This window comes from Cupriavidus sp. (genome assembly GCF_057315035.1).
Genome location: NZ_DBHKYV010000030.1, coordinates 1 through 26826 on the forward strand (window position 1 = coordinate 1; position 26826 = coordinate 26826).

Here is a 26826-nt window from a genome sequence, read left to right on the forward strand (position 1 = left end):
TCGATCGTGATTTTCCACCTATCGACCTGTCTGAGGAAATTAGACCACCACAGAGTACTACGTAAGCTTCAATACCCCACCGTAAACCGCTCACGCGTGTGCTTCGGCTGCTCGATTTCGTCGAGCATTGCAATCGCATAGTCCTCCATCGAAATCCAGCTCTTGCCGTCCGCGGCGGTAAGTAGCTCGTCGAGTCCGAGTCGGAACTTGCCCGTGCGCTCGCCGGGTGTGAAGAGTGCCGATGGCGACAGGAAAGTCCAGTCGAGTTGGGCTTCACCGCGCAGTGCGTTCAGGAAATCGCGGCCTGCGGAGGCTTCGGCCTTGTAGGCCTCAGGAAAACTCGGCGTATCGACCAGTTGCACTCCCGGTGCCACGTACAGGCTGCCCGCGCCACCCACCACGAGCAGACGCTTGACGCCGGCGGCCTTGACCGCGCCCACGATCTGCGCGGCGCTGGTCTGCAGGAAACGCACCGTGCTGATGACGATGTCGCTGCCGCGCAGTGCCTGGGCCAGTGCTTCGGTGTTCGCGGCGTCGACATCGTGCGGGGTCACGCCGTCGCGTGCCGGGAGCTTGGAAGCCTGGCGGGCAAGGGCGGTCACTGAATGGCCGCGACGCAGGGCTTCATCGGTCAGGCGGGTGCCTACGTTGCCGGTGGCACCAATGATGGCGATCTTCATGGTTGATTCCTTTGCATAAGTTCGAATATGAAACCACCGTGGTTACATATCGGGATAAAAAAATCAGCGCTTGCGGCGCCGTGCTGCGTGTTCGACCTCGTTGAGCATGCTGGCAATCGTGATTTCCGCGAGCGAAGCATCCATGGCCGCCTGGGCGCGATCGGCTACCGTCTGCAGTGCGCCGGTGATCTCGCGGCCCACCATGCACGCCGGATTCGGTGCGCTTTGGTGCAGCGTGATCAGCGCCGTGGTCTCGGTGGCGCGGAACACGTCGAGCAGCGTGATGTTGGCGGCCGGCTGCGCCAGCATTGCGCCGCCAGTGCTGCCCATCGTGGTGGTCACGAATCCAGCCTCGGTCAGCGCGCCAATCATGCGGCGAATCAATGCGGGATTGGTGCCCACGCTGCCTGCGATCAGTGATGACGGCACCGGTCCCTCGGCCTGCGCGAGCAGGGTAAGGATGTGAACGGCGACGGCAAACCGGCTACTGGTGCTCATGCGGAAATCTCAATATGAAACTATCATAGTTACAGATCACCGAAACGTCAACCCGCCTCAACCGGCATCAACCTGCGCGCATGCTGCGAACTGAATGGCGATGCTGATGTATTTTTTGCGATCGGCGTTGCGAAGATGGCGAGATAATGCCGGAATCGGCACTGAAACTGATACACTCATTCACGGCCATTCGTGGTTTCAGGCAGTAGAAAGAATGAACAAGGCAGAGGGGAACGAGATTTGAAGGATTTAGCGACACAAAACAAAAAACCCGCAACTTGCGTTGCGGGTTTCTCGCTAAATCTTGGTGCCCAGGAGAGGACTCGAACCTCCACAGTGTTGCCACCGCTAGGACCTGAACCTAGTGCGTCTACCAATTCCGCCACCTGGGCAGGTGTCGAAACAACCGAAGCGGCCATTATAGCGACCGTAAAACGATTGTCAAACAGTTTCGAGAAAAATTGAATCAGAACAACTATCCGATCCCTAGCCGGGAAGAAATCCTCGGCGTACTGAGAACTTCGGGGTCGCCCCTGTCGGCCGGCGATATCGCCAAGGCCCTGGCCGTCACGCGCAAGGAGCATGACGGTTTTCAGAAACGGCTTGCCGCGATGGAACGCGACGGCCAGATCGAACTCAACCGCAAGGGCCGCTACGAGCTGGCCCATCAACCGAATTTCGTGACCGGCCGTGTGCAGGGTCACCGCGATGGTTTTGGCTTCCTGATTCGCGACGACGGCGAGGATGACATCTTCCTGCCCGAGCGCGAACTGCAGAAGGCCATGCACAACGACCGCGCCCAGGTGCGCGTGATGGGCTACGACCGCCGCGGCCGACCGGAAGGGCAGATCGTCGAGATCGTCGAGCGTGCCAACCGCTTTGTGATTGGCCGCCTGCTGTCCGAGAACGGCGTGCTGGTGGTGGCGCCGGAAGACAAGCGCATTGGTCAGGACATCCTGATCCCGCCCAAGGCGCAAGGCAAGGCACGCGTGGGGCAGGTGGTCAGCGTCGAGTTGATCGAATGGCCCGACCGCTATGTGCAGCCCGTGGGCCGCGTGGTGGAAGTGCTGGGCGACATCGATGATCCGGGCATGGAAATCGAGATCGCCGTGCGCAAGTACGGCGTGCCGCACGAGTTTTCGCCCGCCGCGGCCAAGGAAGCCCAGGCGCTGCCCGACGAAGTGCGCCAGGCCGACCTCGATCATCGTATCGACCTGCGCGATGTGCCGCTGGTCACGATCGATGGCGAAGACGCGCGCGACTTCGACGATGCGGTTTACTGCGAGCCGGTCAAGATCGGCCGTGCCAAGGGCTGGCGCCTGATCGTGGCAATTGCCGACGTGTCGCATTACGTGCGCCCCGGCACACCGCTCGATGGCGATGCGCTCGATCGCGCGACCTCGGTCTATTTTCCGCGCCGCGTGATTCCGATGCTGCCGGAAAAACTGTCGAACGGGTTGTGTTCGCTCAATCCGCATGTCGACCGCCTGTGCATGGTCTGCGATGCGGTGATCACCGCCAAGGGCGAGCTCAAGGGCTACCAGTTCTATCCGGCCGTGATGCACTCGAAGGCGCGCCTGACCTACAACGAGGTCTGGGCCGTGCTGTCGAACACCAAGGGTCCCGAGGCGCATAAGCGTGCGGATCTGGTGCCGCATCTGCAGAACCTGTACGAGCTGTTCCAGGTCCTGCTCAAGGCGCGCCGCGAGCGTGGTGCGATCGATTTCGATACCACCGAGACCTATATCGTCTGCAACGCGCAGGGCAAGATCGAACAGATCCTGCCGCGCACGCGTAACGACGCGCACCGCCTGATCGAGGAATGCATGCTGACGGCCAACGTCTGCGCAGCCGATTTCCTCGAACGCTTCAAGCATCCGGCGCTGTATCGAATCCATGCGGGCCCGAGCGAGGAAAAGCTCAAGAACCTGCGCGAGTTCCTCAAGACTTCCGGGCTGTCCCTGGGCGGTGGCGACAAGCCGCAGGCGTCGGACTATGCCGAGGTGATGGACAAGATCAAGTCGCGTCCCGATGCCCCGATGCTGCAGACCATGTTGCTGCGTTCGATGCAGCAGGCGGTCTACAGCCCGGACAATATCGGCCACTTTGGTCTGGCCTACGAGGCCTACGCGCATTTCACCAGCCCGATTCGCCGCTATCCGGACTTGCTCGTGCATCGTTCGATCAAGGCGATCCTGGCCCATACCAAGTACCAGCCGGCCTTTATCCCGGGCACCCAGCTCAATACGCAGATCTCGCCGAAGGCGCGCCGCATGCAGGCCGCCGATGCCGAGAAGCGCGCGGTAAGCGCCGCGGCGCGTGCCAAGCGCAACGAGGGCGTCTGGGATGAACTGGGCCTGCATTGCTCGGCCAACGAACGCCGCGCAGACGAGGCCTCGCGCGATGTGGAAGCATGGCTCAAGTGCTACTTCATGCGCGACAAGCTCGGCAGCGATTTCGCCGGCACGGTCAGCGCGGTCACGTCGTTCGGCATCTTCGTGCAGCTTGACGAGCTCTATGTCGAAGGGCTGGTCCACGTGACCGAACTCGGCAGCGATTACTTCCAGTACGACGAGGCGCGCAACGAACTGCGCGGCGAGCGTACCGGTATTCGCTACCGGTTGACCGACCGCGTGCGGGTGCAGGTATCGCGCGTCGATCTCGATGCACGCAAGATCGACTTCCGCCTGGTGCAGGAACCTTCGGCCAAGACGCTGCGCGCGCGTGCCGGGGTACCTGAACAGCCGCGCGTGCCGGCTGCCCATGCGGTGCCTGCGCGCAAGAAGGGGCGTCAACTGGCGGCGCTGCTCGGCGGTACCTCGAAGCCCGAGGAGTCGTTCGACGAAACGCTCGACCGCGTGATCGAGGAGCAGCCGGTGTTCGAGGCGGTGATTACGCCGCTCAAGCCGCGCGATGCGCATGTGGGTCATGCGCCGCATCCGGGGCGCAAGGCACCTGCCGGCAAGTCCGCCAAGCGGGCTGCCAAGCCGAAGCCGTCGCATCTGAAAGCGGCCAAGAAGCCTGCTCCCAAGCGGGCGGCGAAGCCCGCCGGCAAGAGCAGCCGCCCGGCGCGCAAGCGCTAGGCGCGCGCGGCCGCAAAAGCCGCGTTTGAGTGAGGCCATGGCGGGTACAATGCGCGCCATGGCCAAACACAAACTCCTGATCGGCTTTCACGCCGTCAACGCACGCCTGCGCCAGAACGCGCAGAGCGTGTCCGATATCTACATCGAAGCGAACCGCAAGGATCGGCGCATGCAGGACTTTATCCGCCTGGCGGAGAGTCTTGGTGTGACGCTGCATCCGGTCGATGCCGACCGCCTGCGCGGCATGGCAGGTACCGATCGCCACCAGGGTGTGGTGGCGCGCGCCGACGATGTCTCGCTCGCCCTCAATCTCGACGAACTGCTCGACGGTATCGAAGGCACGCCGTTGTTGCTCGTGCTCGATGGTGTTACCGATCCGCATAACCTCGGCGCATGCCTGCGTGTGGCAGACGGTGCCGGCGCGCATGCCGTGATCGCGCCGAAGGACCGCAGCGTCGGCCTGAACACGACCGTGGCCAAGGTGGCCAGCGGCGCAGCCGAAACCGTGCCCTATATCACCGTGACGAACCTCGCGCGCACGCTGCGCGAATTGCAGGAGCGTGGCGTGTGGGTCATCGGCACCGCCGATGGTACCGACAAGGCGTTGTATGACGTGGACCTGAAGGGCCCGACCGCGATCGTGATGGGTGCGGAAGGCGAGGGCATGCGCCGCCTGACGCGCGAAACCTGCGATGACCTGGTATCGATTCCGATGGCCGGTGGCGTGGAAAGCCTGAACGTTTCGGTGGCCAGCGGCGTGTGCCTGTATGAAGCGGTGCGCCAGCGCCGCGCGCCACGCTGACCATGGTCGTCGACGCGTCGGATCTGGAGCAGGCACGTGCCTGGATCGCAGGCGCGCAGAATCTCTTTGTCCTGACCGGCGCGGGGATTTCCGCGGAATCGGGGGTTCCCACGTTCCGCGATGCGCTGACCGGGCTCTGGGCGCGCTTCGATCCCGAGGAGCTGGCTACCGAGGAAGCCTACCGACGCCAGCCGGCGCTGGTGTGGCAGTGGTACCAGCACCGCCGCGCGCTGGTGTCCGCCGCGCAGCCGAATCCGGCGCACTACGCGCTGGCGGCGCTGGCGCGGCAGAAGACGATGACGCTGATCACGCAGAACATTGACGGCCTGCACCAGCAGGCCGGCAGTGCGCACGTGGTGGAACTGCACGGCAATCTGTTCGCCAACAAATGGCTCGACGGATGCGGACGCTGCGATACGGTGCCGGCGATACCGGGAGAACCGCCGCATTGCGCGTTATGCGGCGCGATGATGCGTCCTGGCGTGGTGTGGTTTGGCGAAGACCTGCCGCGCGTGGCGCGCTTTCGCGCCGATCATGCCGCGCAACATTGCGATCTGTGCCTGGTGGTGGGAACGTCGGGGCTGGTGTATCCGGCCGCGGCACTCCCCGGTCTGGCCAAGGAGCACGGCGCACGCGTGATCGTCGTCAATCCGCAGCCATCGGTGCTCGATGACACAGCGGATCTGATACTGCCCGCACCAGCCGGCGAGTGCCTGCCGATGCTGTGGCCGCAGGATGTAGATTGACATATGGTTTTCTCCCCTCTCCCGCGAGCGGGAGAGGGGCGGGGGAGAGGGCATTGAGGTTCAAATTGCGACTTGTCTCAGCGTGAGCCGCTAGCCCTCTCCCCCGGCCCCTCTCCCATTGCATGGGAAGAGGGGAGCGACTACCACTTATTACCCCGCCAGTTCTCCCACCAGCTTTTCCAGCTTCACTGCATCGGCCGCGAACAGGCGGATGCCTTCCGACAGTTTCTCGGTGGCCATCGCATCCTCATTGAGTTGCCAGCGGAACGCCGCCTCATCGGCAGCGATGCGTGCGATATTGCCGGCCTGGGCCTGCTCCACCGACAGCTTGCGTTCCACCGTAGCCTCGCTGGCCGCCAGTTGCTCGAGCAGGTCGGGGCTGATCGTCAGCAGGTCGCAGCCCGCCAGAGACAGGATCTGGCCCGTGCCACGGAAGCTGGCGCCCATGACCTCGGTCGCGTGGCCAAACTTCTTGTAGTAATCGTAGATCTGGCGCACCGAGCGTACGCCGGGATCGTTGTCGCCGGCATTGGCGTCGTTGTCCCATTTGTCGCCGGCCTGCTTCTTGTACCAGTCCAGGATCCGGCCCACGAACGGCGAGATCAGCTGGGCACCGGCCTCGGCGCAGGCCACGGCCTGTACCAGCGAGAACAGCAGCGTCATGTTGCAGCGGATATTCTCGCGTTGCAGGATCTCCGCCGCCTTGATGCCTTCCCACGTCGACGCAATCTTGATCAGCACGCGTTCGCGCGCCACGCCGCGTTGTTCATAGAGACCGATCAGGTGGCGTGCCTTGTCGACGGTCGCCTGGGTATCGAACGACAGGCGAGCATCCACTTCCGTCGAGACGCGACCCGGCACGATGGCCAGGATTTCGCAGCCGAACGCAATCAGCAGTTGGTCCATGACGGCATCCATGCCGGCATTGCCGTGATGGTCGCGTGTGGCCTGTTCCAGCAGTGGCCGGTACTCGGGCTTCTGCACGGCCTTGAGGATCAGCGACGGGTTGGTGGTCGCGTCCTGCGGGGTGTACTGCTTCATCAGCTGGAAGTCGCCGGTATCGGCAACCACCGTGGTGAACTGTTTCAGTTGTTCGAGCGCATTCATGATCAGGATCCGTCAGGAGTGAACAGGCGGAGCGTACGCCGGGAATGGACCATTGTAGCGGCGTGGCGAGATGCGGCAACCGTTGCGGCAAGATTCATCGGCGGCTGGGCGCGATCCGCTACACTACGCGTTTTCCCCAACGCTTTCCGTCTGCTGTCATGACTCAGGATGAACTCAAGGCGCTGGTGGCGCAAGCCGCCGCTGACTATGTGAAGCAGGAAGTGCCCGAAGGGGCGGTTCTTGGCGTCGGCACTGGCTCCACCGCCAATCTCTTTATCGATGCCGTCGCGGCATTCAAGGAGCGCTTTTCCGGCGCCGTGTCGAGCTCCGAAGCCTCCACGCGTCGGCTGCAACAGCATGGCTTCACGGTGCTCGATCTCAACGAGGTCGACAATATTCCCGTCTATGTCGATGGCGCCGATGAAATCGATGCCTCGGGCGCGATGATCAAGGGCGGTGGCGGCGCGCTGACGCGCGAGAAGATCGTGGCTTCGGTGGCACAGACCTTTGTCTGCATCGCCGACGGCAGCAAGCTGGTGCCGGTCATGGGTGCGTTTCCGCTGCCGGTCGAGGTGATCCCGATGGCACGCGCGGCCGTGGCGCGCCAACTGGCCGCACTCGGTGGCCAGCCGCGCCTGCGCATGACCAAGGAAGGCGGCATCTTCAAGACCGACAACGGCAATGTGATTCTTGACGTGGTCGGCCTGAAGATCGAAGATCCGAAGGCATTCGAGCAGCGCATCAACCAGTTGCCCGGCGTGGTGACGGTGGGCCTGTTCGCACTGCGTGGCGCGAATGTGCTGCTGCTCGGTACCGAGAACGGCGTCCAGCGTACTGACTACTAAGTATTAAGCTGTCTACGCGGTCAGTCCATGCTCGACCGCATAGACGGCTACCTGTACGCGGCTGGCGAGGCTGAGTTTCTTCAGGATGTTCTGAACGTGGATCTTGACCGTGCTTTCCGCCACGCCCAGCTCGCGCGCGATCTCCTTGTTGCTTTCCCCCCGTACCAGCCCTTGAACGATCTCGCGTTCGCGCGCGGTGAGCGGGGTGGGCCCCGCAGTCGCCCCATTCCGTGGTGCGCCTACCGGTGACGGCGCGCGGAATTGCTGCACGAGCTTGGCCGTCATGCTTTCCGAGATCACCGGTTCGCCAGCCGCGGCGCGGCGGATGGCGCTGGTCAATGCCTCGGTCTCGATATTCTTGAGCAGATAGCCCCGCGCGCCGTTGCGTAGCGCGGTGGCCAGTTCCTCAGCTTCCTCCGACACGGTCAGCACAATGACTGCGCTGTCTGGCAGGTCTTCCACCAGCAACTGCAATGCCTCGAGTCCGGACAGTCCGGGCATGTTCAGGTCGAGCAAAATCACGTCGGGCCGATGCTGTTTGGCACGCTTGATACCTTCCACGCCATCGGCAGCTTCGTCGACGATCTCGAAATCGGATTGCCGTTGCAGTAATGCGCGAATCCCCGAGCGGAACAGTGTGTGGTCGTCGACCAGCAGGATACGGATGGTCATGAAGCCAGCTCCTCAAGCTGTTGCGGCTGCGCGGACGAAATGTCCGGCGTCGATGTGTCGTTGCCGCGCGGCAGGGTCAGTTCGATGCGTACGCCAAGGCCGGGGCGGGTGTCGATAGCAAGCTCGGCGCCCAGGCGTGCCGCGCGCTCGCGCATGATGTGCAGGCCCACATGACTGGTGTCGGGAATCTCGAGCCGGTCGGCGTCGAAGCCATCGCCGTCGTCCTGGACCACGAGGCGGAAGACGCGGCCGTGCTGCAGCGTGATGGACACGTGTTCGGCCATGGCATGTTTGCGCACGTTCGACAGCGCCTCCTGCAGGATGAACAGCACCTGCAACTGGTGCTCGGGCTGCAGCGGCAGGCCCGGATCGTCCATCGCCAGCGTGGCCTCGGTGCGGCACTGGCGCCGGAAGCGTGCCACCGTTTCTTCCACGGCAGGGCGCAGGTCGCCGGTAGTCAACCGTGAACGGAAGTTGTGCAGCAGTTCGCGCACGTCCTGATAACTTTCTTCCACGCCGTGCCGCAGCAGCGGAATGATCTCGCTGACCTCCGCATGCGCGTCGCGTGCCACGGCATCGTCCAGCAACTGGACCTGCAGATTCAGGAAGTTCAGGCCCTGCGCAATGCTGTCATGCAGGCCCTGGGCCACGAGGTTGCGTTCCTCCACGACCGCCAGTTGGCGTGCGCTGGCCGACAGGCGCCCATGTTCGAGCGCGGTGGCCAGCAACTGCGCCAGGGCCTCCAGCAACTGCCGATCTGACGCTGGCAACTCGCGTGGCGCACGGAAATGCATTGTGAAGCTGCCTACCTGCCCGCGCTGTGTATCGAGCCGGAAGGCGGCCATCGACAGGAAACCTTCGCGCCGGCACGGCGATTCGGAATGGTTGGGTAGCGGGCCGCGCGCGGCACGGCGCAGGTCGGCAATCGCCACGACGCCGGCATGGGTGGCATGGCCGCAGTGGCAGGCGTCGATATCGGCGCAGTGGTTGTGATCGGCCAGCGTGTTCGACAGTCCCACCGAAGCCAGGCGATGAAGCTTGCGCTGCCGCGCATCGAACATGCGCACCGTGCCGCCGTCGGCACCGAACCGCTGCATCACACGTTCCAGGAAGCCGCGCGCCAGCGCATCGGCATCGCCGGTGTGGTTCAGGAATGCGGCCATTTCATAGAGCGCCTCCAGGTCGCGGTTCTGGCGCGCCAGTTCGGCGGTCTTGCTGTTCACGCGCGCCGCGAGGTCGTGATAGAGATCCTGCAATTCGGCCGCCATGCGATTGAACCCGGCGTTGAGCGTGCCGAACTCGTCGCGGGTTTCCACTGGCAGCCGCAATGAGAACTCACGCGCGGCCATGCGCCGCAGGCCATCCTGAAGGTGTAGCACCGGCAGGATGATCCAGAGATAGAGCAGGTAGATCACGGCCACGGTACCCACGCAAGCCATCACGGCAAGGCCTACCTGGGACAGGCGCAGTACATCGGTCTTGCGCGCACTATTGTGTTCGATCTGCCCGACCAGCCGGTCGGCCTGGTCGACAAAGCCCGGCAAGGCTTCGATATAGCGGTCGGGATTCCCGGACAGTGCCATCGGCTTGAGCCGTTGCGTCCAGTCGATGAGCACGGCATCGAGCTGCGCGGAAATGGCCGGTTCATCGGGCAGGAACAGCGGCCGTGCCGGGTTGCCGCGGCGCAACTGCGCCAGCGTGTCATCGAGCGCCTCCACCTGTGCGGCCAGCGCATTGGGCTTGCCCGATGCCGCCAGCGACAGTTCGAGCGCGACCCGGCTCGCGCGCATGCGCAGGCTGCCGGCGTCGTTGATGGCGGCGCCGGCGCCTTCGAGTTTCCAGGACAGGTAAAGCGTGCCGGTGATCATGGCCAGCACGGCCATCAACGATGCCAGCGACAGCAGGATGATGCGCGTGGAAAGCCGATGGCGCGGCGGCGTCAGGCGCACCGTTTCGGGAACGTGGCCGGTGTCCGGCAGCGGGTGTTGCGTGCCAGAGGTGGTATGGGTCTCGGAGTGGGCAGGGTCTGACATTGGAACAGGCTGGCGCGAGGGGCGGGCTTAACCGGGGGGCGGGCTCAACCTCGTCGGAATTTTCCGCCTCCGATCGGTGGCGGATCCTGCTCCAGATCAAACAATATGAAATCTACGACATGATTTCCGTTTCGGCATGCGCCTATGCGCCTATGCCGCTGCGCCGGACGGCAACGTCGGTTCCGCGGGCAATTCTGCGGGTTTCTCCCCGGTAAGCAGGTAATGCATCAGGTCGGCTACCGGCCGGATCGCCTCGCCGAACGGCAGCTTGCCCTTGCCCCGGAAGAACAGGCCGCGCTCCACGTCGCCGCGCACGGCCTGTGCGAGCTTGAGGTCGATGCAGAATTGTCCGATCTTGGCGATCCCGTCGCGCAAGCCGCAGGACTGCAGGCAATCGAAGCCCTCCAGGCAGTCGCGCGCCTTGGCACGTCGCTGCAGGCGACTTTCGCCTGACAGGTAGCGCGCCAGCCACGGCGTAAGCACCGCGCGTGCCGGCAGGCCGGCCACGCTCGTGAATTCGCGCAGCGTTTCTGGCGTGGCGGTTGCCAGCACCTGCTTGAACGCGGGGTGGGCATCGCATTCCTCGGTCACGGCAAACGCGGTACCGAGTTGCACGCCCGAGGCACCGCGGTCAATCCAGTGCCGTACCTTGTCGTGCGAGTTGATGCCGCCGGCCAGGATCAGCGGAATGCTTTCCCAGGCGAGGCCCAGCGAATGGAACAGTTCGCGGCACTCATCGAGCACGCGCGAGAACGAAAAGCGGTCCGCGCCGAGATCCTCGATCGTCGCGGCCCCCAGGTGGCCGCCGGCATGGGCGGGATGTTCGATCACGATGGCGTCGGGCAAACGGCCCTTTTTCATCCAGCGGCGCAGCACCAGTCCGATGCCACGCGTCTCCGACAGGATGGGTATCAACGCCACCTTCGGATGTTCGGCCGCCAGGTCGGGCAGGTCCAGCGGCAGGCCGGCGCCCATCACGATCGCGTCCGCGCCGCTCTCGCAGGCCTGCCGGACCAACTGGGCATGCGAGCCCACGGCCTTCATCACGTTGACCGCAACCATGCCGCGACCTGCCGACAGCTTGCGGGCCGCCTGGACTTCGCGGTCGAGCGCCACGCGGTTGGCAGCCTCGATGTGTGCCTTGTCGCGTGACCCGCGCGTACTTGCCATGAGGTCGGCGTGATGATGACGCAAGTCGATGCTGGCGATCGTGCCCATGCCGTTGTGGGCAGCAACGGTACCGGCCAGCCGATGGGCCGAGATACCGATGCCCATGCCGCCCTGGACGATCGGCAACAACTGCCTTCCGGCAATTTTCAGCGAGGCCAGTGGCGATAGAGGGGAGGGAAGTGGGTTCATTGTGGAAGGGGACATACCAGTGGCAGGAAGCTGTCGGCGCGCTCCGAGTAAGCGAGCAGCGCGCCTGCGGCGAGATCGAAATACCAGCCGTGCAGGGTGAGTGCACCGCGCTCGCATGCATCGCGCACGAACGGGAACGACTCGAGGTTGCGCAGCGAGACCAGGATGGCGGCCTGTTCGCAGGCATGCTGGCGCTGTTCCGGGCTGGCATCGGGCAGCGTCTGTTCGACCATGCGTCGGGCCGGCGCGGCGATGCGTACCCAGGGGCCAATGAAATCCCGCCCCGGTGCCGCGGCCATCCCGTCGGGCTCGGGCCGTGCCAGCAATGCGCGAATGCCGCCACAACCGCTGTGTCCCATCACGATGATGCGAGCCACCTGCAGTTGCTCCACGGCAAACTGGATCGCCGCGGACACACCATGGAGCCGCCCGCTTTCCGTCTCGTTGCACGGTGGCACCAGGTTGGCTACGTTGCGCACCGTGAACAGGTCTCCGGGATCGCTGCCGAGCAACAGGCCCGGATCCACGCGCGAGTCGCTGCATCCGATCAGCAGCGTCTGGGGATGTTGCCCGGCGCGCAACGCGTCGAAGAGCGCCGGAGCTGCCTCGAAGTAGTGCTGCTGGAAGCGTTCGAAGCCTTGCAGCAGGCGCTCGATCTCATGCATGCTCGACTACCTAGCGGCTACGCACCAGTTGCCAGGCGCGGCCCAGGTAGCCCACCGACGCAAATCCGCTCCACACATGTACCAGTCGCGTGAACGGGAAGATCGCGAACAGCGAGATCCCCATGAACAGGTGCGCCTTGAACACCAGCGGGGCGTCGGCGATGTAGCTGGCCGCGTCGCCACGCAGCGTGACGATATGCTGGGCCCATGTCATCAGTTGCAGCATCATGTGCCCGTCCATATGGCTGGCCGATGCAAGGATCGTGGACAGGCCCAGCAGCAGCGTGACCAGCAACCACAGCAGCAGCACCTTGTCACCGGTGCGCGTGACCGCGGATACGCGTGCATTGGTGAGGCGCCGATGCAGCAGGATCAGCAGTCCGGCCAGGCACATGGAGCCCATCACGCCGCCGGCGGTCATGGCCACGGCTTGCTTGAAGCTGTGGGATACACCCAGCGCATCCCACACCGCCACCGGTGTCAGCAGTCCGGCCAGATGGCCAAAAAACAGACCGATGATGCCGACGTGGAAAAGGATGTTGCCCATGCGCAGGTTGCCGCGGTACAGCACCTGGGAACTGTCTGACTTCCACGTGTACTGTTCGCGCTCGAAGCGCGCCAGGCTGCCAAACAGGAAGATCGCCGCGGCGATGTAGGGATAGATCCCGAACAGGAATTGATGGACCAGGTTCATGACGATGCTCTGATTGGATTCACGCTGACACGTTGCCGACAAGCGCCGGTTGTCGCCCCTCTCCCGCGTGCGGGAGAGGGGCGGGGGAGAGGGCTGGCGTCGGCTTTGCCACAAACTGGACCGTGGCGATGCGCGCACCCGCACCGGTGTTGCCGCAGTTCAGCGCGGCAAACGGGACGGCTCCCGGCAGCGGTTCCACGCCGTCCACGCCGGGACCAAACGTTTCCAGTGCCTCGTCCATGGTGCGCACGGGCGGATCGTCCTGTGGCTGCGGCTGCGTGTCGGTCAACGTCAGCAGTACGGTGAAGGCGGTGGCATAGGGACTGCCGTTGCGCGCCAGCCGTGTGCCAAGTGCGGCCAGGACATGGATGGCGTCGCCCAGCAACTGGCTGGCCCGCTCATCCTGGCCGTCCACCACCAGGCTGCCCAGGTACTCAAGGAACAGCGGCACGTAGTCCGGCAATTCACTGCTGACCAGCTCGAAACCGTCGCGCCGGTACTCCTGCAGCAGGTCGACCATGGCCTGGCCGCGATCGCGGCTTTCGCCGTGTACATGCTCGAACAGATGCAGCGAGTGGGCCGGATTGCGATCGAACGTAGCGACGTAGTTTTCCTGCAGCGTGATCAGCGGCTGAACCCGCATCACGTCAAGCAGCGGTGCAAGCATGTCGCGGGCCTGTGGCCATTCGGCAAGCGCCCAGTCGATGTCTGCAAGGCTGTCCAGCAGCGGTTGCTCGGGATAGCTGAGCAGGGCGCTCAGCACGCGGTGTATGGTCATGATGTTCTCCGTTTGGCTCATGTGGCCAGGACCTTGCGGCGCGAACGCGGCAGGTCGGCATAGGCAATCTCGGGCTGCGGTTTCTTCTTGCCGAACAACGTACCGTCCGATGCGCCACCGGAGCAGCCGTTGCCGAAGCTGAAGCCACAGCTGCCTTTCTCGTCGAAGCTGTCCTCGGTCATTTCCTTGTGCGCGGACGGCACGACAAAGCGGTCTTCGTAGTTGGCGATGGCCATGGTCTGGTACATGGCCTCGACCTGGGCCGGCGTCAGGCCAACCTGTTCGAGCACGGCCAGATCCTCGATGCCATCCACTGACTGGCCGCGCTTGTAGGCACGCATGGCCAGCATCCGTTCGAGTGCCGACAGCACCGGTCCGACGTCGCCTGCGGTCAGCAGGTTGGCAAGGTATTTCACGGGGATGCGCAGGCTCTTGACGTCGGGAATCACGCCGTTCATGCCCATGAAGCCGGACTCTGCAGCGGACTGGATTGGCGAGAGCGGCGGGATATACCAGACCATCGGCAGCGTGCGGTACTCCGGATGCAGCGGGAACGCTACCTTCCACTCGCAGGCCATCTTGTAGACCGGCGACTTGCACGCGGCATCGAGCCAGCTCTGCGTAATACCCTGGCGCAGCGCTTCGGCCTGCACGGCCGGGTCATTTGGATCGAGGAAGAGGTCGAGCTGCGACTGGTACAGGTCGCGTTCGTCGGCCACCGAAGCGGCCTGCTCGATGCGGTCCGCGTCATAGAGCATCACGCCGAGATAGCGGATGCGGCCGACACAGGTTTCCGAGCAGACCGTCGGTTGGCCCGCTTCGATCCGCGGATAGCAGAACACGCACTTCTCGGCCTTGCCGCTTTGCCAGTTGAAGTAGATCTTCTTGTATGGGCATCCCGAGATGCACATGCGCCAGCCGCGGCATTTGTCCTGGTCCACCAGCACGATGCCATCTTCCTCGCGCTTGTAGACCGAGCCCGACGGGCACGAGGCCACGCAGGTGGGATTCAGGCAGTGCTCGCACAGGCGCGGCAGATACATCATGAAGGTGTTCTCGAATGTCGAGTACATGTCCTTCTGGATCTCGTCGAACAGCTTGTCGCGGCCGCGCGAAGCAAAATCACCGCCGAGATCGTCTTCCCAGTTCGGACCCCATTCAATCTTCTCCATCTTCTTGCCCGTGATGGCGGAAACCGGACGCGCGGTCGGTGGTGTCTCCACCAGCGGGGCCTTCTGCAGATGTTCGTAGTCGTACGTGAACGGTTCGTAGTACTCGTCGATCTGTGGCAGGTTCGGGTTGACGAACATGTTCGCCAGGATCTTGCCCTTGCCGCCCTGGCGTGGGGTCAGGCTGCCGTCGGCATGACGCTTCCAGCCGCCATTCCACTTGTCCTGGTTTTCCCATTCCTTCGGGAAGCCCACGCCGGGCTTGGTCTCGACGTTGTTGAACCACGCATACTCGACACCTTCGCGGCTGGTCCAGACGTTCTTGCAGGTAATGGAGCAGGTATGGCAGCCGATGCATTTGTCGAGGTTCAGCACCATGGCCACCTGGGCGCGGATCTTCATTGCCATGCTCCTTCAGTCTTCACTGTCTTGTTGGTGGGGGAGGGGTCTTCCTTGCGCGGCCCTTCGAGCCACTCGACCTTGTTCATCTTGCGCAGGATCACGAACTCATCGCGGTTGCTGCCCACCGTGCCGTAGTAGTTGAAGCCGTAGGCCAGTTGCGCATAGCCGCCGATCATGTGCGTGGGCTTGGTCACGGCGCGCGTGACCGAGTTGTGGATGCCGCCGCGCATGCCACTGGTCTCGGCGCCCGGTACATTGACGATCTTTTCCTGGGCGTGGTACATCAGGCACATGCCTTGCGGCACACGCTGCGACACCACCACACGCGCGGTCAGCGTGCCGTTGACGTTGAACACCTCGACCCAGTCGTTGTCGCGGATGCCATTGGCATTGGCTTCGGCCTCCGAGATCCAGACATGCGGGCCACCGCGCGACAGCGTGAGCATGCGCAGATTGTCCGAGTAGGTCGAATGGATGCCCCACTTCTGGTGCGGCGTGATCCAGTTCAGTACCAGTTCCGGATTGCCGTTGGGCTTGCGGCCCAGCATCGGGCTCACGGTCTTGGTATCGATGGCCGGCTTGTAGACGCACGCGCCTTCGCCGAAGTCGAGCATCCAGCGATGATCCTGGTAGAACTGCTGGCGGCCCGTCAGCGTGCGCCATGGGATCAGTTCGTGGATGTTGGTGTAGCCGGCGTTGTAGCTGACCTCTTCCGATTCCAGTCCTGACCAGGTCGGTGCCGAGATGATCTTGCGCGGCTGTGCCTGTACGTCGCGAAAGCGGATCTTGTCGTGCTCGCGGCCGGTGGCAAGGTGCGTGTGATCGCGCCCGGTGATCTTCGACAATGCGTCCCATGCCTTGACGGCGACATGGCCGTTGGTCTCGGGCGCGAAGGTCAGGATCATCTCGGCGGCATCGATCGCCGTTTCCAGGCGTGGCCGGCCGTAGCTGACACCGGGCTCGGCCACAGTCTTGCTCAGGTGACCAATCTCATGCACCTCGTGCTCGGTGTTCCAGTTGATGCCCTTGCCGCCATTGCCGAGCTTGTCGAGCAAAGGGCCGATCGACGTGAACTTCTTGTAGATGTCGGCGTAGTTGCGTTCCACCACGGTCATCGACGGCGCGGTCTTGCCGGGGATCAGGTCGCACTCGCCGTGCTTCCAGTCCTTCGGTTCGAACGGCTGGCCCAGTTCACCCGGGGTGTCGTGCAGCAGCGGGGTGCATACGAGGTCTTCACGCGTGCCCAGGTAAGGGCCGGCGATCTCGGTGAACTTCTTCGCAATGGCCTTGTAGATTTCCCAGTCGGTCTTGCTTTCCCACAGCGGTTGCACCGCCTCCGACAGCGGATGGATAAACGGATGCATGTCCGACGTGTTGAGGTCGTCCTTCTCGTACCACGTGGCGGTCGGCAGCACGATATCGCCGTACAGGCAGGTGGTGCTCATGCGGAAATCGAGCACGGTCAGCAGGTCGAGCTTGCCTTCGGCGGCCGGACGCACGGTCACCTCGCTGGGCTTGATCGCATCGTTCTCGTCGCCGAACACGGCATTCTGGGTACCGAGCAGGTATTTGAGGAAATACTCGTGACCCTTGCCCGAGCTGCCCAGGATGTTGGAACGCCACACAAACATGTTGCGCGGGAAGTTGGCCGGATTGTCGGGGTCGTCGCAGGCAAACTGCAGCGTGCCGGACTTCAACTGTTCGACGGTATGCGCTACGGGGTCCTTGCCTGCCGCGCGCGCTTCGGCCACCACGTCGAGCGGATTCCTGCCAAGCTGCGGGGCCGACGGCAGCCAGCCCATGCGTTCGGATTTGGCGTTGAGGTCGAGCAGCGACAGTTTGTCGTAGCGCTGGTGGTCGGCCGTGGGCGACAGGATTTCGTCCACGCCGAGCTTTTCATGACGCCACTGGCTCGTGTGGCTGTAGAAGAACGAGGTGCCATTCATCTGGCGCGGTGGACGCGACCAGTCGGAGCCGAAGGCCAGCGGCACCCAGCCAAATTGCGGGCGCAGCTTTTCCTGGCCGACATAGTGGGCCCAGCCACCGCCGCTCTTGCCCACGCAGCCGCACATCATCAGCAGGTTGATGATGCCGCGATAGATCATGTCGTTGTGATACCAGTGGTTCAGCGCCGCACCGACGATCACCATGCTCTTGCCCTGGGTGCGATCGGCGTTGTCGGCGAATTCGCGCGCCACCTGGATCACGAGCTTGCGTGGCACCGAAGTATGCTTCTCCTGCCAGGCCGGGGTGTACGGTACGTCGTCGTCGAACGAACTGGCGACGTTCGGGCCGCCCAGGCCCTGGTCGACACCATAGTTGGCCATCTGCAGGTCGTAGACCGTGGCCACGCGCGCGACGCTGCCGTCGGCCAGTGTCAACAGGCGTACCGGCACGCGACGGCGCAACAGCGCATCGTGTTCGCCACCGAAGTACGGGAAGCCCACCTCGACAACCGCATCGGCATGGGCGACGAGCGACAGGCGCGGATCGATCGCGCGGCCGCTGCCGCCGTCCTTCATTTCAAGGTTCCAGCGACCGACCTTCGCGCCGTCGTCGTGCGCGGCTTCGCCCCAGCGGAAGCCGATCGAACCGTTCGGCGCGACGATCTCGCCGGTGGCGTCATCGATCTGGAGCGTCTTCCATTCGGGATGGTTGGCCTGGTCGAGATTGTCGTCCAGGTGCGAGGCGCGCAGAAAATGATCGGGCACCAGCGTGCCGTCCTGCTGCTCGCGCAGCAGCACCAGCATCGGCATGTCGGTGTACTGCTTGACGTAGTCGCGGAAATAGGCCGACCTGGCCGTTGCATGGAACTCCTTTAGCACCACGTGGCCCATGGCCATGGCCAGTGCGGCGTCGGTGCCTTGCTTCGGCGCGAGCCAGATGTCGCCGAACTTGACCATCTCGCCGAAGTCCGACGACACGGCCACGGTCTTGGTGCCCTTGTAGCGGACTTCGGTATAGAAGTGCGCATCGGGTGTGCGGGTCTGCGGCACATTCGAGCCCCAGACCATCAGGTAGGTGCTGTTGTACCAGTCGGCGGATTCAGGCACGTCGGTCTGCTCGCCCCAGATCTGCGGGCTGGCCGGTGGCAGGTCGCAGTACCAGTCATAGAACGACAGGCAGGCGCCGCCGATCAGGCTCAGGTAGCGTGCGCCCGCCGCGTACGAGACCATCGACATGGCCGGGATTGGTGAGAAGCCGATCACGCGGTCCGGGCCATACTGCTTGATCGTGTAGGCATTGGCGGCCGCGATGATTTCGGTGGCCGTGTTCCAGTCCGCGCGCACAAAGCCGCCCTGGCCGCGCACGCTCTTGTAGCGCGCGGCCTTTTCAGGGTCCTGGCTGATCGAGGCCCATGCGGCAACCGGGTCCATGGTCTTGCGGGCTTCGCGCCACATCTCCATCAGTCGGCCACGGATCATCGGATACTTCACGCGCTGCGCCGAATAGACGTACCAGCTATAGGAGGCACCACGCGGGCAGCCACGTGGCTCGTGGTTGGGCAGGTCGGGGCGCGTGCGCGGGTAGTCGGTCTGCTGGGTTTCCCATGTAATCAGGCCATTCTTGACATAGACCTTCCACGAGCACGAACCGGTGCAGTTCACACCATGCGTGGAGCGCACGATCTTGTCGTGCTGCCAACGGCTGCGATAGCCGTCTTCCCATTTGCGGTCTTCGTTCACTACCGCGCCATGCCCATCCGCATACGTGGACTTCACGCGCGACAGGAACTTCAGTCGATCCAGAAAATGAGACATTTCTTATGTTCTCCGCTTGTTTTGTGGGGCCGCTACCGTCAGCAAGATCGGCAGGGTCAGCAGGGCATGGGCGCGTTGCGGCGGGCGTAGTACCACCAGGTCACCAGCACGCAGCTCAGGTAGAAGCCGACGAAGCAATAGAGCGCGGCATCGGGTGAGCCAGTCATTTCCAGCGACGTGCCAAAGCTCTTTGGAATGAAGAAGCCGCCGTAGGCGCCAATCGCACCGGAGAATCCGAGTACGGCGGCCGATTCCTTGCCGGCGTCCTGCAGCGCCTGCTTCTGCGCGGCGGCATCCTTGCCGGCGGCGTCGCGTTGGCGTTCGGTGAGGAAGATCACCGGGATCATGCGGAAGGTCGAACCATTGCCGATGCCGGTCAGCGCGAACAGCACGATGAACGCCGCCAGGAACATCTGGAAGTTGCCGGCGTGTCCATCCTGCGGCAATGCGGCCAGCACGCCGAAGACCGCGGCGATCATGCCCACGAAGGTCCACAGCGTGACGCGTGCGCCGCCAAGCTTGTCCGAAATCCAGCCGCCCACGGGGCGCGTCAGCGCGCCAACCAGCGGCCCGAGGAAGGCGTAGGCGGTGGGGTTGATGCCAGGGAACTGCGACTTGGTCAGCAGCGCCAGGCCGGCCGAGAAGCCGATGAACGAACCGAACGTGCCGATATAGAGCCAGCACATCAGCCAGTTATGCTTGCGCTGGAAGATCACGGCCTGCTCGGCGAACGACGCGCGGGCATCGGCAATGTCGTTCATGCCGAACCAGGCGGCCAGCGACGAGATCACGATAAACGGCACCCAGACAAAGCCGGCGTTCTGCAGCCACAGGGTCTGCGTGGCCCCGTTGGCCTGATAGCTCTGCGGCTCGCCGCCGAGCGCGCCGAATACGGCCAACGATACGACCAGCGGCGTGACAAACTGCACCACGGATACCCCAAGGTTGCCGATGCCAGCGTTAAGGCCGGTGGCCAGGCCCTTCTTTGCCTTCGGAAAGAAGAAGCTGATATTGGCCATCGACGAACTGAAGTTGGCGCCGCCGAAGCCGCATAGCAGGGCAAGCACCAGCAGCGTCGGATACGTGGTCGACGGGTCGCGCAACGCGAAGCCCATGCCCAGCGCCGGAATCAGCAGCAGCGCGGTGGAGATCGCGGTGAAGCGGCGGCCGCCGAATACCGGCACCAGGAACGAGTAGAAGATGCGCAGCGTGGCGCCGGACAGCGCAGGCAGCGCGGTGAGCCAGACCAACTGGTTCTTGGTGAACTGGAAGCCGGCACGATCAAGGTTGACCGCCACCACGCTCCACAGCATCCAGACCACGAATGCCAGCATCAGTGCCGGAATCGAGATCCACAGGTTGCGATACGCGATACGTTCGCCTTGCGTGCGCCAGAACGTTGCGTTCTCGGGTTCCCAGCGAGTCAGTACGGAACTGGTCATGATGTGAGGAAGGTTGGGTTGATGGAGGGCAACGGCATTACGCGGCTTGCGCTTGCAGCTGTCCGTGCCGTTGCGCGGCGCGGCCGCTGTAGTGCATCCAGACCAGGCTCACGCAGACCGTGCCGTACATCAGCATGAAACAGCTGCTGCGAATGCCGGTCAGGTCGGCCAGCGCGCCGAACATGATCGGCAGGATGAAGCCGCCCAGGCCGCCGGCCAGGCCCACCACGCCAGACACGGCGCCGATGTTGTGCGTGAAATCGTTCGAGATGAACTTGAAGACCGAGGCCTTGCCGATCGCGAACGCGATGCCCACCACGAACATCAGGATCGTGAACAGCGTGGGCGATAGCGCGATATGGAAGCTCTGCGGGCCGGTGGCGGTGTAGATCGTGAAATCGGTCTTCGGATAGCTGAGCAGGAAGAACGCGACCCAACTGACCCACATCACCCACCACGTCGTGCGTTGCGCACCGTGGCGGTCGGAAATCCAGCCACCGATCGCGCGCAGCAAGCCGCCGGGCAGCGAGAAGCAGGCCGCCAGGAATGCGGCCGTCTTGATATCGAAGCCGTATTCGCCGATGTAGTAGCGGGTCATCCAGAGCGCCAGCGCCACATAGCCGCCGAACACCACCGAGTAGTACTGTGAATAGCGCCACACGCGCGGGTCGCGCAGCATCTGCATCTGTGCGCGCCAGCTCGTGGCCGAGGTCGAGCGATGGGCCGGATTGCTGCGCGAGAACAGCCAGAACAGCACGGCCGTGACCAGCATCGCCACGGAATACACCTTCGGCACGATTTCCCAGGAGCCGGCGGCCAGGATCAGCACCGGCGCCACGAACTTGGTCAGTGCGGCGCCCGAGTTGCCGGCGCCAAAGATGCCCATGGCCAGCCCCTGGCGCGAGCGCGGAAACCAGCGTGCCACGTAGGGCGTACCCACCGAGAACGAACCGCCAGCCAGGCCCACGAACAACCCCAGCACCAGCAATTGCCAGAACGTGTGCACGTACGAGATCAGCCAGATCGGGATCACCGTGGCCAGCATCAGGATGAAGAACACGATGCGGCCGCCGAAGCGGTCGGTCCAGATGCCCAGCGGCACACGGATCAGCGAACCGCTGAGCACCGGTGTGGCAGCCAGCAGCCCGAACTCGGTGTCATTGAGGCCCAGTTCCTGCTTCAGCGGAATGCCGAGCACGGCGAACATCATCCAGACTGCGAAACAGATGGTGAAGGCGAACGTGCTGGACCAGAGCGTGGTCCAGGCTCCTGATGGAGCAGATTCCAGGGGTTGGGCGGGGAGGGTTGCGGTGGCCATGGCCAGATTCCGGAGTCACTTTGGAGAGTGATGCCAGAGTAGGCCTGCCGCGCGCTGGCGACTATTCGTCGGGAGAGGAGGTAAGGCTATGCGGATCGAACTAGTTCGACCGGCATATGCCGGGGTTTCTCCCCTCTCCCGCGAGCGGGAGAGGGGAGCTGGCTACTTGCCGCGGCGTATGCGGGCGCCCTTGCGTGCCGGCCTGCGCAGTACGCCGGCACTGGCCGCTACATCGAGGGGTTTGCCGAACGGAATCGGATCTTTCATATAGGCGTTGAGCTTGTCGCGCACAAAGGACGTATCGTCGCCCACGGTCGAGATGATGCCGGTCGTGGCGCCGCCACCGAGCAATACCGTGAAGATGCCGCGATACGGGAAGTCGATGTAGGCTGGCGCGGAGACGTTGAACGGTTCCGAACGCTTGAACATGTCTTCGGCGGTCCGCCCCATGGCCCAGTGGAATGCGGTCGGGAATGGCAGCGCAACGATCTTCGGGTTGATATTGCGATAGTCCGAGCCGATGGCGGGATCGCCGAAGATGTAGGTGCCGCCGGTTCCCCAGTTCTGGGTGTCAAAGTTGTCGTTGACCGGGTCCGAGACCAGCGGAGCATGGCTGGCCGGAATCTGCCACGGCATGATCGGGAAACGGAGATCACGGCTCAGTTCCGCGCAGAAGTCGTAGAAGCGCTGCCACTCGTGCGTCCAGTAACAGTACCCGTTGGCGTAGCTGCGGATCGTGAAGTCGTCTGCCTCGTAACGGTCCACCGCCAGGAAATCCGGCACCGCCGGACCTTCATGGACCTTCATCGCACGTATGAACGCAGCGGTCGACCGGGCGTTGCTGGTGGGCGTGTCATCGGACGCGTAGATCCATTCGGAGGCCCCCACGCCCCACAGGTTGACCTGCCAGCCAAACGTGACCGCCGGAGCGACCGTGCGGATCATCCAGTTCACGGCGGCAATGTAGCCACGGATGTTTTCCTCGATGTGCTGCGGGATGGTGGCCTGCACGTTCCAGTGGTCGAGCGCCATCCTTAGCGGCTCGCGCACAGGCATCGGGTACTCAGGGCCGAATCCCCCCTGCTGGCATGCGCCCAGGAAATCGGGATTGATGACGTAGCCGGCCGGTACGGGATGGCCGGCGTCAAGGTGCTGGTTCGCAAGATTCAGCGACAGGATCAGATTGGCGAAGCTGTGCGCCAGTCCCAGCTTGTTGGCCAGTTGCGTCGGCGTGTCGCCGAGCGACAGGTTGCAGGTGTACGACACGATGACCGGAAGCACCTGATGGCCGCCGCCGATCTGCTTCTCGACATCGCGCGCCAGCAGGATCGTAGCGGTGGTCTGATTGTCCGAGGTCAGGTAGACATTGGCATCGCCGGCGCCATCGAAGCCCGCGTACTTGAATACCGACGATGCGCGTGCCGCGACGAAATCCGCGGCGTTGCCCGGTGTCAGGTCGGCGCAACCGCCAAAGCTCAGGAAGTCAGGGAAGCCGCGCACCTTGAGGTTGGCGCCGGTGGTGACCTCGATGCGCAATTGCGTTGCGCCATTCGGCACCACGGTGAGCTGGTCGACCGTTTGCACGTTGTGGACCACGCCATCGACGATGAAGTCCGGCGCCTCGATCGCATAGGTTTGGGGTTGCACGGGCACTGCCAAAGGGTATGTGTGCGTACCTGCGGCAAGCGGAATGGCTTGCCGGTAGGTCATGCCCGATGCCACCAGTCGCAGATCGAGCGTGGTGTCGAGGCTGACGTCCGACGTGACGACGATCGGCAGCGTGACGAAACACGTGGTGCTGACCGCGGTGGTCTGCATGTCGCTGGCGGTGAACGTCACGGTCTCGGCCGATGTGGACAGGTCGCGGACCTTGGTCGGAAACGAGTACCGGACATTGTTGAGCGCCAGCGTCGCCACGCTGATATCCACCACGCCGACCGGTGGCAAACCTCCCAGCGGCATCACCGATCCAGGTGGCATCCAGAAGTCGAGCAGCGTTTCGCCGGTGTTGCGCACCACGATGCTGACATCCAGTTCCTCGTCGGCCAGCACGGGGATCTGCCCGAGCACCACATCGAGCCTGGCGTAGCGCTGTGCGGCCGAGTAGTTCACGACAGCCGCGGCGGTGCTGCCAGGTGTGATGGTGATGGTGGTCGGATGCACATGCGCCTCGGCCACGACCGTGTAGGCATCGTTGGCCAGTTCGTCGACCGTCACGCTGTAGGTGCCGGCAGGCAACGTCAGTGGCGTGGTAGTGCCTGGCGATACTTCATCGACATGGGACTTGTCGCCCTGTGTGAACCGGATGGTTTGCGCGACCGAATAGAGTGCCGGGTCGGGTGCCGACGCCGCCTGCACGCGCACCGTGCCATTGGTGTTGGGCAGCGCGTCGGCGGCCAGCGCGAATGAAGACAGGTAGGTCGCGGCGCCGGTCCCGGTCAGGTCGCCATTGATGCCGATGTTGATGCGGTCCTGCGATGCAAAAGTATGGGGCGTCTCGAAGTTGATCTTGGCCTCGACGTCCCAGCTCTGGCTATCGATCTGGTCGTTCTCGGTCGCGGTCGTGGACGGTACCCAGTTCTGGTACTGCACGTTGAAGTCGGTCGGCTGGACCGCTGCCGGCGAGCGGAACTTCATGCCGAGGAAATGGTTGACCTTGACGGGAGCGCCGTCGGCATGACGGATGTTGGTGATCGAGATGACCCCGTACCACTGCGATGCCCCGCTTTCCACCTTGATATCGAAAAGAATTGCCATGTTCCTGCCTCCGCATGGATGTGAACGCGGCGCGCAGTGCGCCGGCGTCAGCGCAGGTTAGGAGGCAAGGCGGGGGGCTGGGAATGGATTGCCGGAGGCGGCGGGAGATATGGTGCCCTGTCCCGCATGACGGATGGGACAGCGGGAGAGGGCACGCAGGCGGGAGCGGGAAGCGCTCAGGCCGACGGCGGGGGCACGTAGCCCATGGCCTGGTCGGCGCCTTCGCCGAAGAAATACTTCTCGGTCTGCTTGAGCAGGTACTGGCGCGCGCGGGCGTCGGCCATGTTCAGGCGGTTTTCGTTGATCAGCATGGTCTGGTGCTTGAGCCAGCCGGCCCAGGCTTCCTTCGACACGCTTTGCCAGATCTTCTTGCCGAGTTCGCCGGGCAGCGGCGGGAGGTCGAGACCTTCGGCTTCCTTGTTCAGTTTGACGCAATGGACCATGCGGGCCATGAGGGACTCCTTGTTCGTGTGGCCGCTATTGTAGCCAAGCTGGCCAGGCAGGGCAGCGTCGGCCGCCCATGCCCCTGGCGCATGTTGTTTTCTACATCTACAGCTTCTTACAGCTTCTTCATCAGCACCATCGACTTGCGCTGCCAGTTGTAGAGCTTGCGCTTGTCTTCGGGCAGATCGTCCACCGTGGCATGCACGAAACCGCGCTTCAGGAACCAGTGTTCGGTACGCGTGGTGAGCACGAACAGGCGGTCCAGGCCCAGCGTGCGGGCGCGGCGCTCGATGCGCTTGAGCAGCCGCTCGCCATCGCCGGTGCCCTGCGCTTCCGAGGAAACGGTCAGGCAGGCCATTTCGCCCATGCTCTCGCGCGGGAATTCGTAAAGCGCGGCGCAGCCAAACAGCACGTTGTCATGCTCGATCACCGAGAATTTGTCGATGTCGCGTTCGATCAGGTGACGGCCACGTGGCACCAGCGTGCCATCGGCCTCCAGCGGCGCAATCAGTTGGAGGATGCCGCCCACATCGTCGAGCGTGGCTTCGCGCAGGCTTTCGAGGTCGGTGTCCGAGACCATCGTGCCCACGCCGTCGTGCAGGAACAGTTCCAGCAGCACCGAGCCGTCGAGGCCGAACGGAATCAGGTGCGCGCGCGGCACACCGCCCTTGAGTGCCTTGACCAGATGTTGCAGGTAATAGGCCACGTCGGATGGCAGATGGTTGTTCTGCAACCTCTCCTGCGCGGTGCGCAACGACATTTCCTTCATCAGCTTGCCGACCTGGTCCGGCACGCCCGGGACCTCGGTGATGAAGATCAGCTTGTCCGCCTTGAGTGCGCTGGCCGCGGCGCTGGCCACATCTTCCATTGACAGGTTGAATGCCTGGCCCGTCGGCGAAAAGCCCAGAGGCGACAGCAGCACAACCTTGCCATGGGAGAGCGACATGCGCATCGAATCGTTGTCGATCTTGCGTACCAGGCCGGTGTGCTGGTAATCCACGCCGTTGACGATGCCCACCGGGCGCGCAGTAATGAAGTTGCCCGAGATCACCGACAGCTGGGCGCCGGCCATCGGCGTATTGGGCAGGCCCTGGCTGAACGCCGCCTCGATATCGAGGCGCAGCTCGCCGGCGGCTTCCTTGGCGCATTCGAGCGCCGCGTTATCCGTGATGCGCACGCCGTCGGCGTACTGCGACTGCACATTGCGCAGCGCCAGTTGTTCCTCGACCTGCGGTCGCGAGCCAAACACCAGCACCACATGCATGCCCATCGCGTGCAGCAGCGCCACGTCGTTGACCAGCGCGTTGAGCACGCCGGCCTTGACCAGTTCGCCGCTGAACGCGATCACGAAGGTCTTGCCGCGGAACGTGTGGATGTATGGGGCGACAGCGCGCAGCCAGTCAACAAATTGCTGCTGGTCCGGGCCGCCGGTCTCGGCCAGCTCACTGGCGGCCGTGGCGGACGGAATCGGGGTGGCGGGCGCAGCCGTATCGGGCAGCGGGGCAGGGATGGCGGCAGGCTCGGGGTCCTGCTGCGGGGCGTCGGTTCTGGCGTTCATGCGGCGGATTATA

The 26826-nt window shown here is 63.7% G+C and carries 20 protein-coding genes and 1 tRNA gene; 4 read left to right on the plus strand and 17 right to left on the minus strand.

Annotated features, from left to right (window positions below; genetic code table 11):
- Positions 1-68: 68 nt before the first annotated feature.
- The 3 genes from ACO550_RS27760 to ACO550_RS27770 all read right to left on the minus strand — a co-directional run bounded on the left by ACO550_RS27760 (position 69) and on the right by ACO550_RS27770 (position 1570).
- Positions 69-680, minus strand: a complete 612-nt coding sequence (locus ACO550_RS27760; RefSeq protein ID WP_315595415.1) for an NAD(P)-dependent oxidoreductase — start codon at positions 678-680, stop codon at positions 69-71.
- 63 nt (positions 681-743) lie between these two features.
- Positions 744-1178, minus strand: coding sequence for an Rrf2 family transcriptional regulator (locus ACO550_RS27765; protein WP_315595416.1), 435 nt, complete (start codon positions 1176-1178; stop codon positions 744-746).
- A 305-nt stretch (positions 1179-1483) separates the two neighbouring features.
- Positions 1484-1570 (minus strand) — tRNA-Leu (locus tag ACO550_RS27770).
- Positions 1571-1639: 69 nt separating this feature from the next.
- Here ACO550_RS27770 and rnr point away from each other — a divergent pair.
- From rnr to ACO550_RS27785, 3 genes are read left to right on the plus strand one after another with little or no spacing between them, the layout of a single operon-like run.
- The gene (rnr, locus tag ACO550_RS27775) at positions 1640-4261 is read left to right on the plus strand and encodes a ribonuclease R (RefSeq protein ID WP_315595417.1); all 2622 of its coding nucleotides are present in this window, start codon (positions 1640-1642) and stop codon (positions 4259-4261) included.
- Between the two features lie 58 nt (positions 4262-4319).
- A complete protein-coding gene (gene rlmB / locus ACO550_RS27780) occupies positions 4320-5063 on the plus strand; it encodes a 23S rRNA (guanosine(2251)-2'-O)-methyltransferase RlmB (RefSeq protein ID WP_315595418.1) in 744 nt (247 codons plus the stop codon).
- Positions 5064-5065: 2 nt separating this feature from the next.
- A complete protein-coding gene (locus ACO550_RS27785; RefSeq protein WP_315595419.1) occupies positions 5066-5809 on the plus strand; it encodes an NAD-dependent protein deacylase in 744 nt (247 codons plus the stop codon).
- Positions 5810-5959: 150 nt separating this feature from the next.
- Here ACO550_RS27785 and tal read toward each other — a convergent pair whose 3' ends face one another.
- Positions 5960-6916, minus strand: a complete 957-nt coding sequence (gene tal, locus ACO550_RS27790) for a transaldolase (RefSeq protein ID WP_315595420.1) — start codon at positions 6914-6916, stop codon at positions 5960-5962.
- A 158-nt stretch (positions 6917-7074) separates the two neighbouring features.
- Between tal and rpiA the strand changes: the two genes are divergently transcribed.
- The gene (gene rpiA, locus ACO550_RS27795; RefSeq protein WP_315595421.1) at positions 7075-7761 is read left to right on the plus strand and encodes a ribose-5-phosphate isomerase RpiA; all 687 of its coding nucleotides are present in this window, start codon (positions 7075-7077) and stop codon (positions 7759-7761) included.
- Positions 7762-7773: 12 nt separating this feature from the next.
- Here rpiA and ACO550_RS27800 read toward each other — a convergent pair whose 3' ends face one another.
- From ACO550_RS27800 to argA, 13 genes are all read right to left on the minus strand, one after another.
- Positions 7774-8433 (minus strand): response regulator, encoded by a 660-nt coding sequence (locus ACO550_RS27800; protein ID WP_315595422.1) that lies wholly within the window; start codon positions 8431-8433, stop codon positions 7774-7776.
- Positions 8430-10466, minus strand: coding sequence for a type IV pili methyl-accepting chemotaxis transducer N-terminal domain-containing protein (locus tag ACO550_RS27805; protein WP_315595423.1), 2037 nt, complete (start codon positions 10464-10466; stop codon positions 8430-8432). Before ACO550_RS27805 ends, ACO550_RS27800 begins: the two co-directional genes overlap by 4 nt.
- Before the next feature lie 150 nt (positions 10467-10616).
- Positions 10617-11825, minus strand: coding sequence for a nitronate monooxygenase (locus ACO550_RS27810; RefSeq protein WP_315595424.1), 1209 nt, complete (start codon positions 11823-11825; stop codon positions 10617-10619).
- A complete protein-coding gene (locus tag ACO550_RS27815; RefSeq protein ID WP_315595425.1) occupies positions 11822-12490 on the minus strand; it encodes a carbonic anhydrase in 669 nt (222 codons plus the stop codon). Before ACO550_RS27815 ends, ACO550_RS27810 begins: the two co-directional genes overlap by 4 nt.
- 10 nt (positions 12491-12500) lie before the next feature.
- Positions 12501-13184, minus strand: coding sequence for a respiratory nitrate reductase subunit gamma (gene narI / locus ACO550_RS27820; protein WP_315595426.1), 684 nt, complete (start codon positions 13182-13184; stop codon positions 12501-12503).
- Between the two features lie 19 nt (positions 13185-13203).
- On the minus strand, positions 13204-13962 hold the full coding sequence (gene narJ, locus ACO550_RS27825) for a nitrate reductase molybdenum cofactor assembly chaperone (RefSeq protein ID WP_485995034.1): 759 nt from the start codon (positions 13960-13962) through the stop codon (positions 13204-13206).
- Between the two features lie 17 nt (positions 13963-13979).
- Positions 13980-15533 (minus strand): nitrate reductase subunit beta, encoded by a 1554-nt coding sequence (narH, locus tag ACO550_RS27830; protein ID WP_315595427.1) that lies wholly within the window; start codon positions 15531-15533, stop codon positions 13980-13982.
- Positions 15530-19294 (minus strand): nitrate reductase subunit alpha, encoded by a 3765-nt coding sequence (locus ACO550_RS27835; protein ID WP_315595428.1) that lies wholly within the window; start codon positions 19292-19294, stop codon positions 15530-15532. Before ACO550_RS27835 ends, narH begins: the two co-directional genes overlap by 4 nt.
- A gap of 56 nt (positions 19295-19350) precedes the next feature.
- Positions 19351-20736: a NarK family nitrate/nitrite MFS transporter gene (locus ACO550_RS27840; RefSeq protein ID WP_315595429.1), complete on the minus strand. Its 1386-nt coding sequence runs from the start codon at positions 20734-20736 to the stop codon at positions 19351-19353.
- A gap of 37 nt (positions 20737-20773) precedes the next feature.
- Positions 20774-22054 carry an MFS transporter gene (locus ACO550_RS27845; RefSeq protein WP_315595430.1) on the minus strand — a complete coding sequence of 427 codons (1281 nt, stop codon included), beginning with the start codon at positions 22052-22054 and terminating at the stop codon, positions 20774-20776.
- 162 nt (positions 22055-22216) lie between these two features.
- Positions 22217-24811: a hypothetical protein gene (locus ACO550_RS27850; RefSeq protein WP_315595431.1), complete on the minus strand. Its 2595-nt coding sequence runs from the start codon at positions 24809-24811 to the stop codon at positions 22217-22219.
- A gap of 176 nt (positions 24812-24987) precedes the next feature.
- Positions 24988-25263, minus strand: a complete 276-nt coding sequence (locus ACO550_RS27855) for an oxidative damage protection protein (RefSeq protein ID WP_315595432.1) — start codon at positions 25261-25263, stop codon at positions 24988-24990.
- 107 nt (positions 25264-25370) lie between these two features.
- Positions 25371-26813, minus strand: a complete 1443-nt coding sequence (argA, locus tag ACO550_RS27860) for an amino-acid N-acetyltransferase (RefSeq protein ID WP_315595433.1) — start codon at positions 26811-26813, stop codon at positions 25371-25373.
- Positions 26814-26826 lie beyond the last annotated feature (13 nt).

Bases quoted from the DNA above. Each gene is read 5' to 3' on its own strand.
- ACO550_RS27760 (WP_315595415.1), bottom strand. From the start codon at position 680: ATGAAGATCGCCATCATTGGTGCCACCGGCAACGTAGGCACCCGCCTG.
- ACO550_RS27765 (WP_315595416.1), bottom strand. From the start codon at position 1,178: ATGAGCACCAGTAGCCGGTTTGCCGTCGCCGTTCACATCCTTACCCTG.
- rlmB (WP_315595418.1), top strand. From the start codon at position 4,320: ATGGCCAAACACAAACTCCTGATCGGCTTTCACGCCGTCAACGCACGC.
- ACO550_RS27785 (WP_315595419.1), top strand. From the start codon at position 5,066: ATGGTCGTCGACGCGTCGGATCTGGAGCAGGCACGTGCCTGGATCGCA.
- tal (WP_315595420.1), bottom strand. From the start codon at position 6,916: ATGAATGCGCTCGAACAACTGAAACAGTTCACCACGGTGGTTGCCGAT.
- rpiA (WP_315595421.1), top strand. From the start codon at position 7,075: ATGACTCAGGATGAACTCAAGGCGCTGGTGGCGCAAGCCGCCGCTGAC.
- ACO550_RS27800 (WP_315595422.1), bottom strand. From the start codon at position 8,433: ATGACCATCCGTATCCTGCTGGTCGACGACCACACACTGTTCCGCTCG.
- ACO550_RS27805 (WP_315595423.1), bottom strand. From the start codon at position 10,466: ATGTCAGACCCTGCCCACTCCGAGACCCATACCACCTCTGGCACGCAA.
- ACO550_RS27810 (WP_315595424.1), bottom strand. From the start codon at position 11,825: ATGAACCCACTTCCCTCCCCTCTATCGCCACTGGCCTCGCTGAAAATT.
- ACO550_RS27815 (WP_315595425.1), bottom strand. From the start codon at position 12,490: ATGCATGAGATCGAGCGCCTGCTGCAAGGCTTCGAACGCTTCCAGCAG.
- narI (WP_315595426.1), bottom strand. From the start codon at position 13,184: ATGAACCTGGTCCATCAATTCCTGTTCGGGATCTATCCCTACATCGCC.
- narJ (WP_485995034.1), bottom strand. From the start codon at position 13,962: ATGACCATACACCGCGTGCTGAGCGCCCTGCTCAGCTATCCCGAGCAA.
- narH (WP_315595427.1), bottom strand. From the start codon at position 15,533: ATGAAGATCCGCGCCCAGGTGGCCATGGTGCTGAACCTCGACAAATGC.
- ACO550_RS27835 (WP_315595428.1), bottom strand. From the start codon at position 19,294: ATGTCTCATTTTCTGGATCGACTGAAGTTCCTGTCGCGCGTGAAGTCC.
- ACO550_RS27840 (WP_315595429.1), bottom strand. From the start codon at position 20,736: ATGACCAGTTCCGTACTGACTCGCTGGGAACCCGAGAACGCAACGTTC.
- ACO550_RS27845 (WP_315595430.1), bottom strand. From the start codon at position 22,054: ATGGCCACCGCAACCCTCCCCGCCCAACCCCTGGAATCTGCTCCATCA.
- ACO550_RS27850 (WP_315595431.1), bottom strand. From the start codon at position 24,811: ATGGCAATTCTTTTCGATATCAAGGTGGAAAGCGGGGCATCGCAGTGG.
- ACO550_RS27855 (WP_315595432.1), bottom strand. From the start codon at position 25,263: ATGGCCCGCATGGTCCATTGCGTCAAACTGAACAAGGAAGCCGAAGGT.
- argA (WP_315595433.1), bottom strand. From the start codon at position 26,813: ATGAACGCCAGAACCGACGCCCCGCAGCAGGACCCCGAGCCTGCCGCC.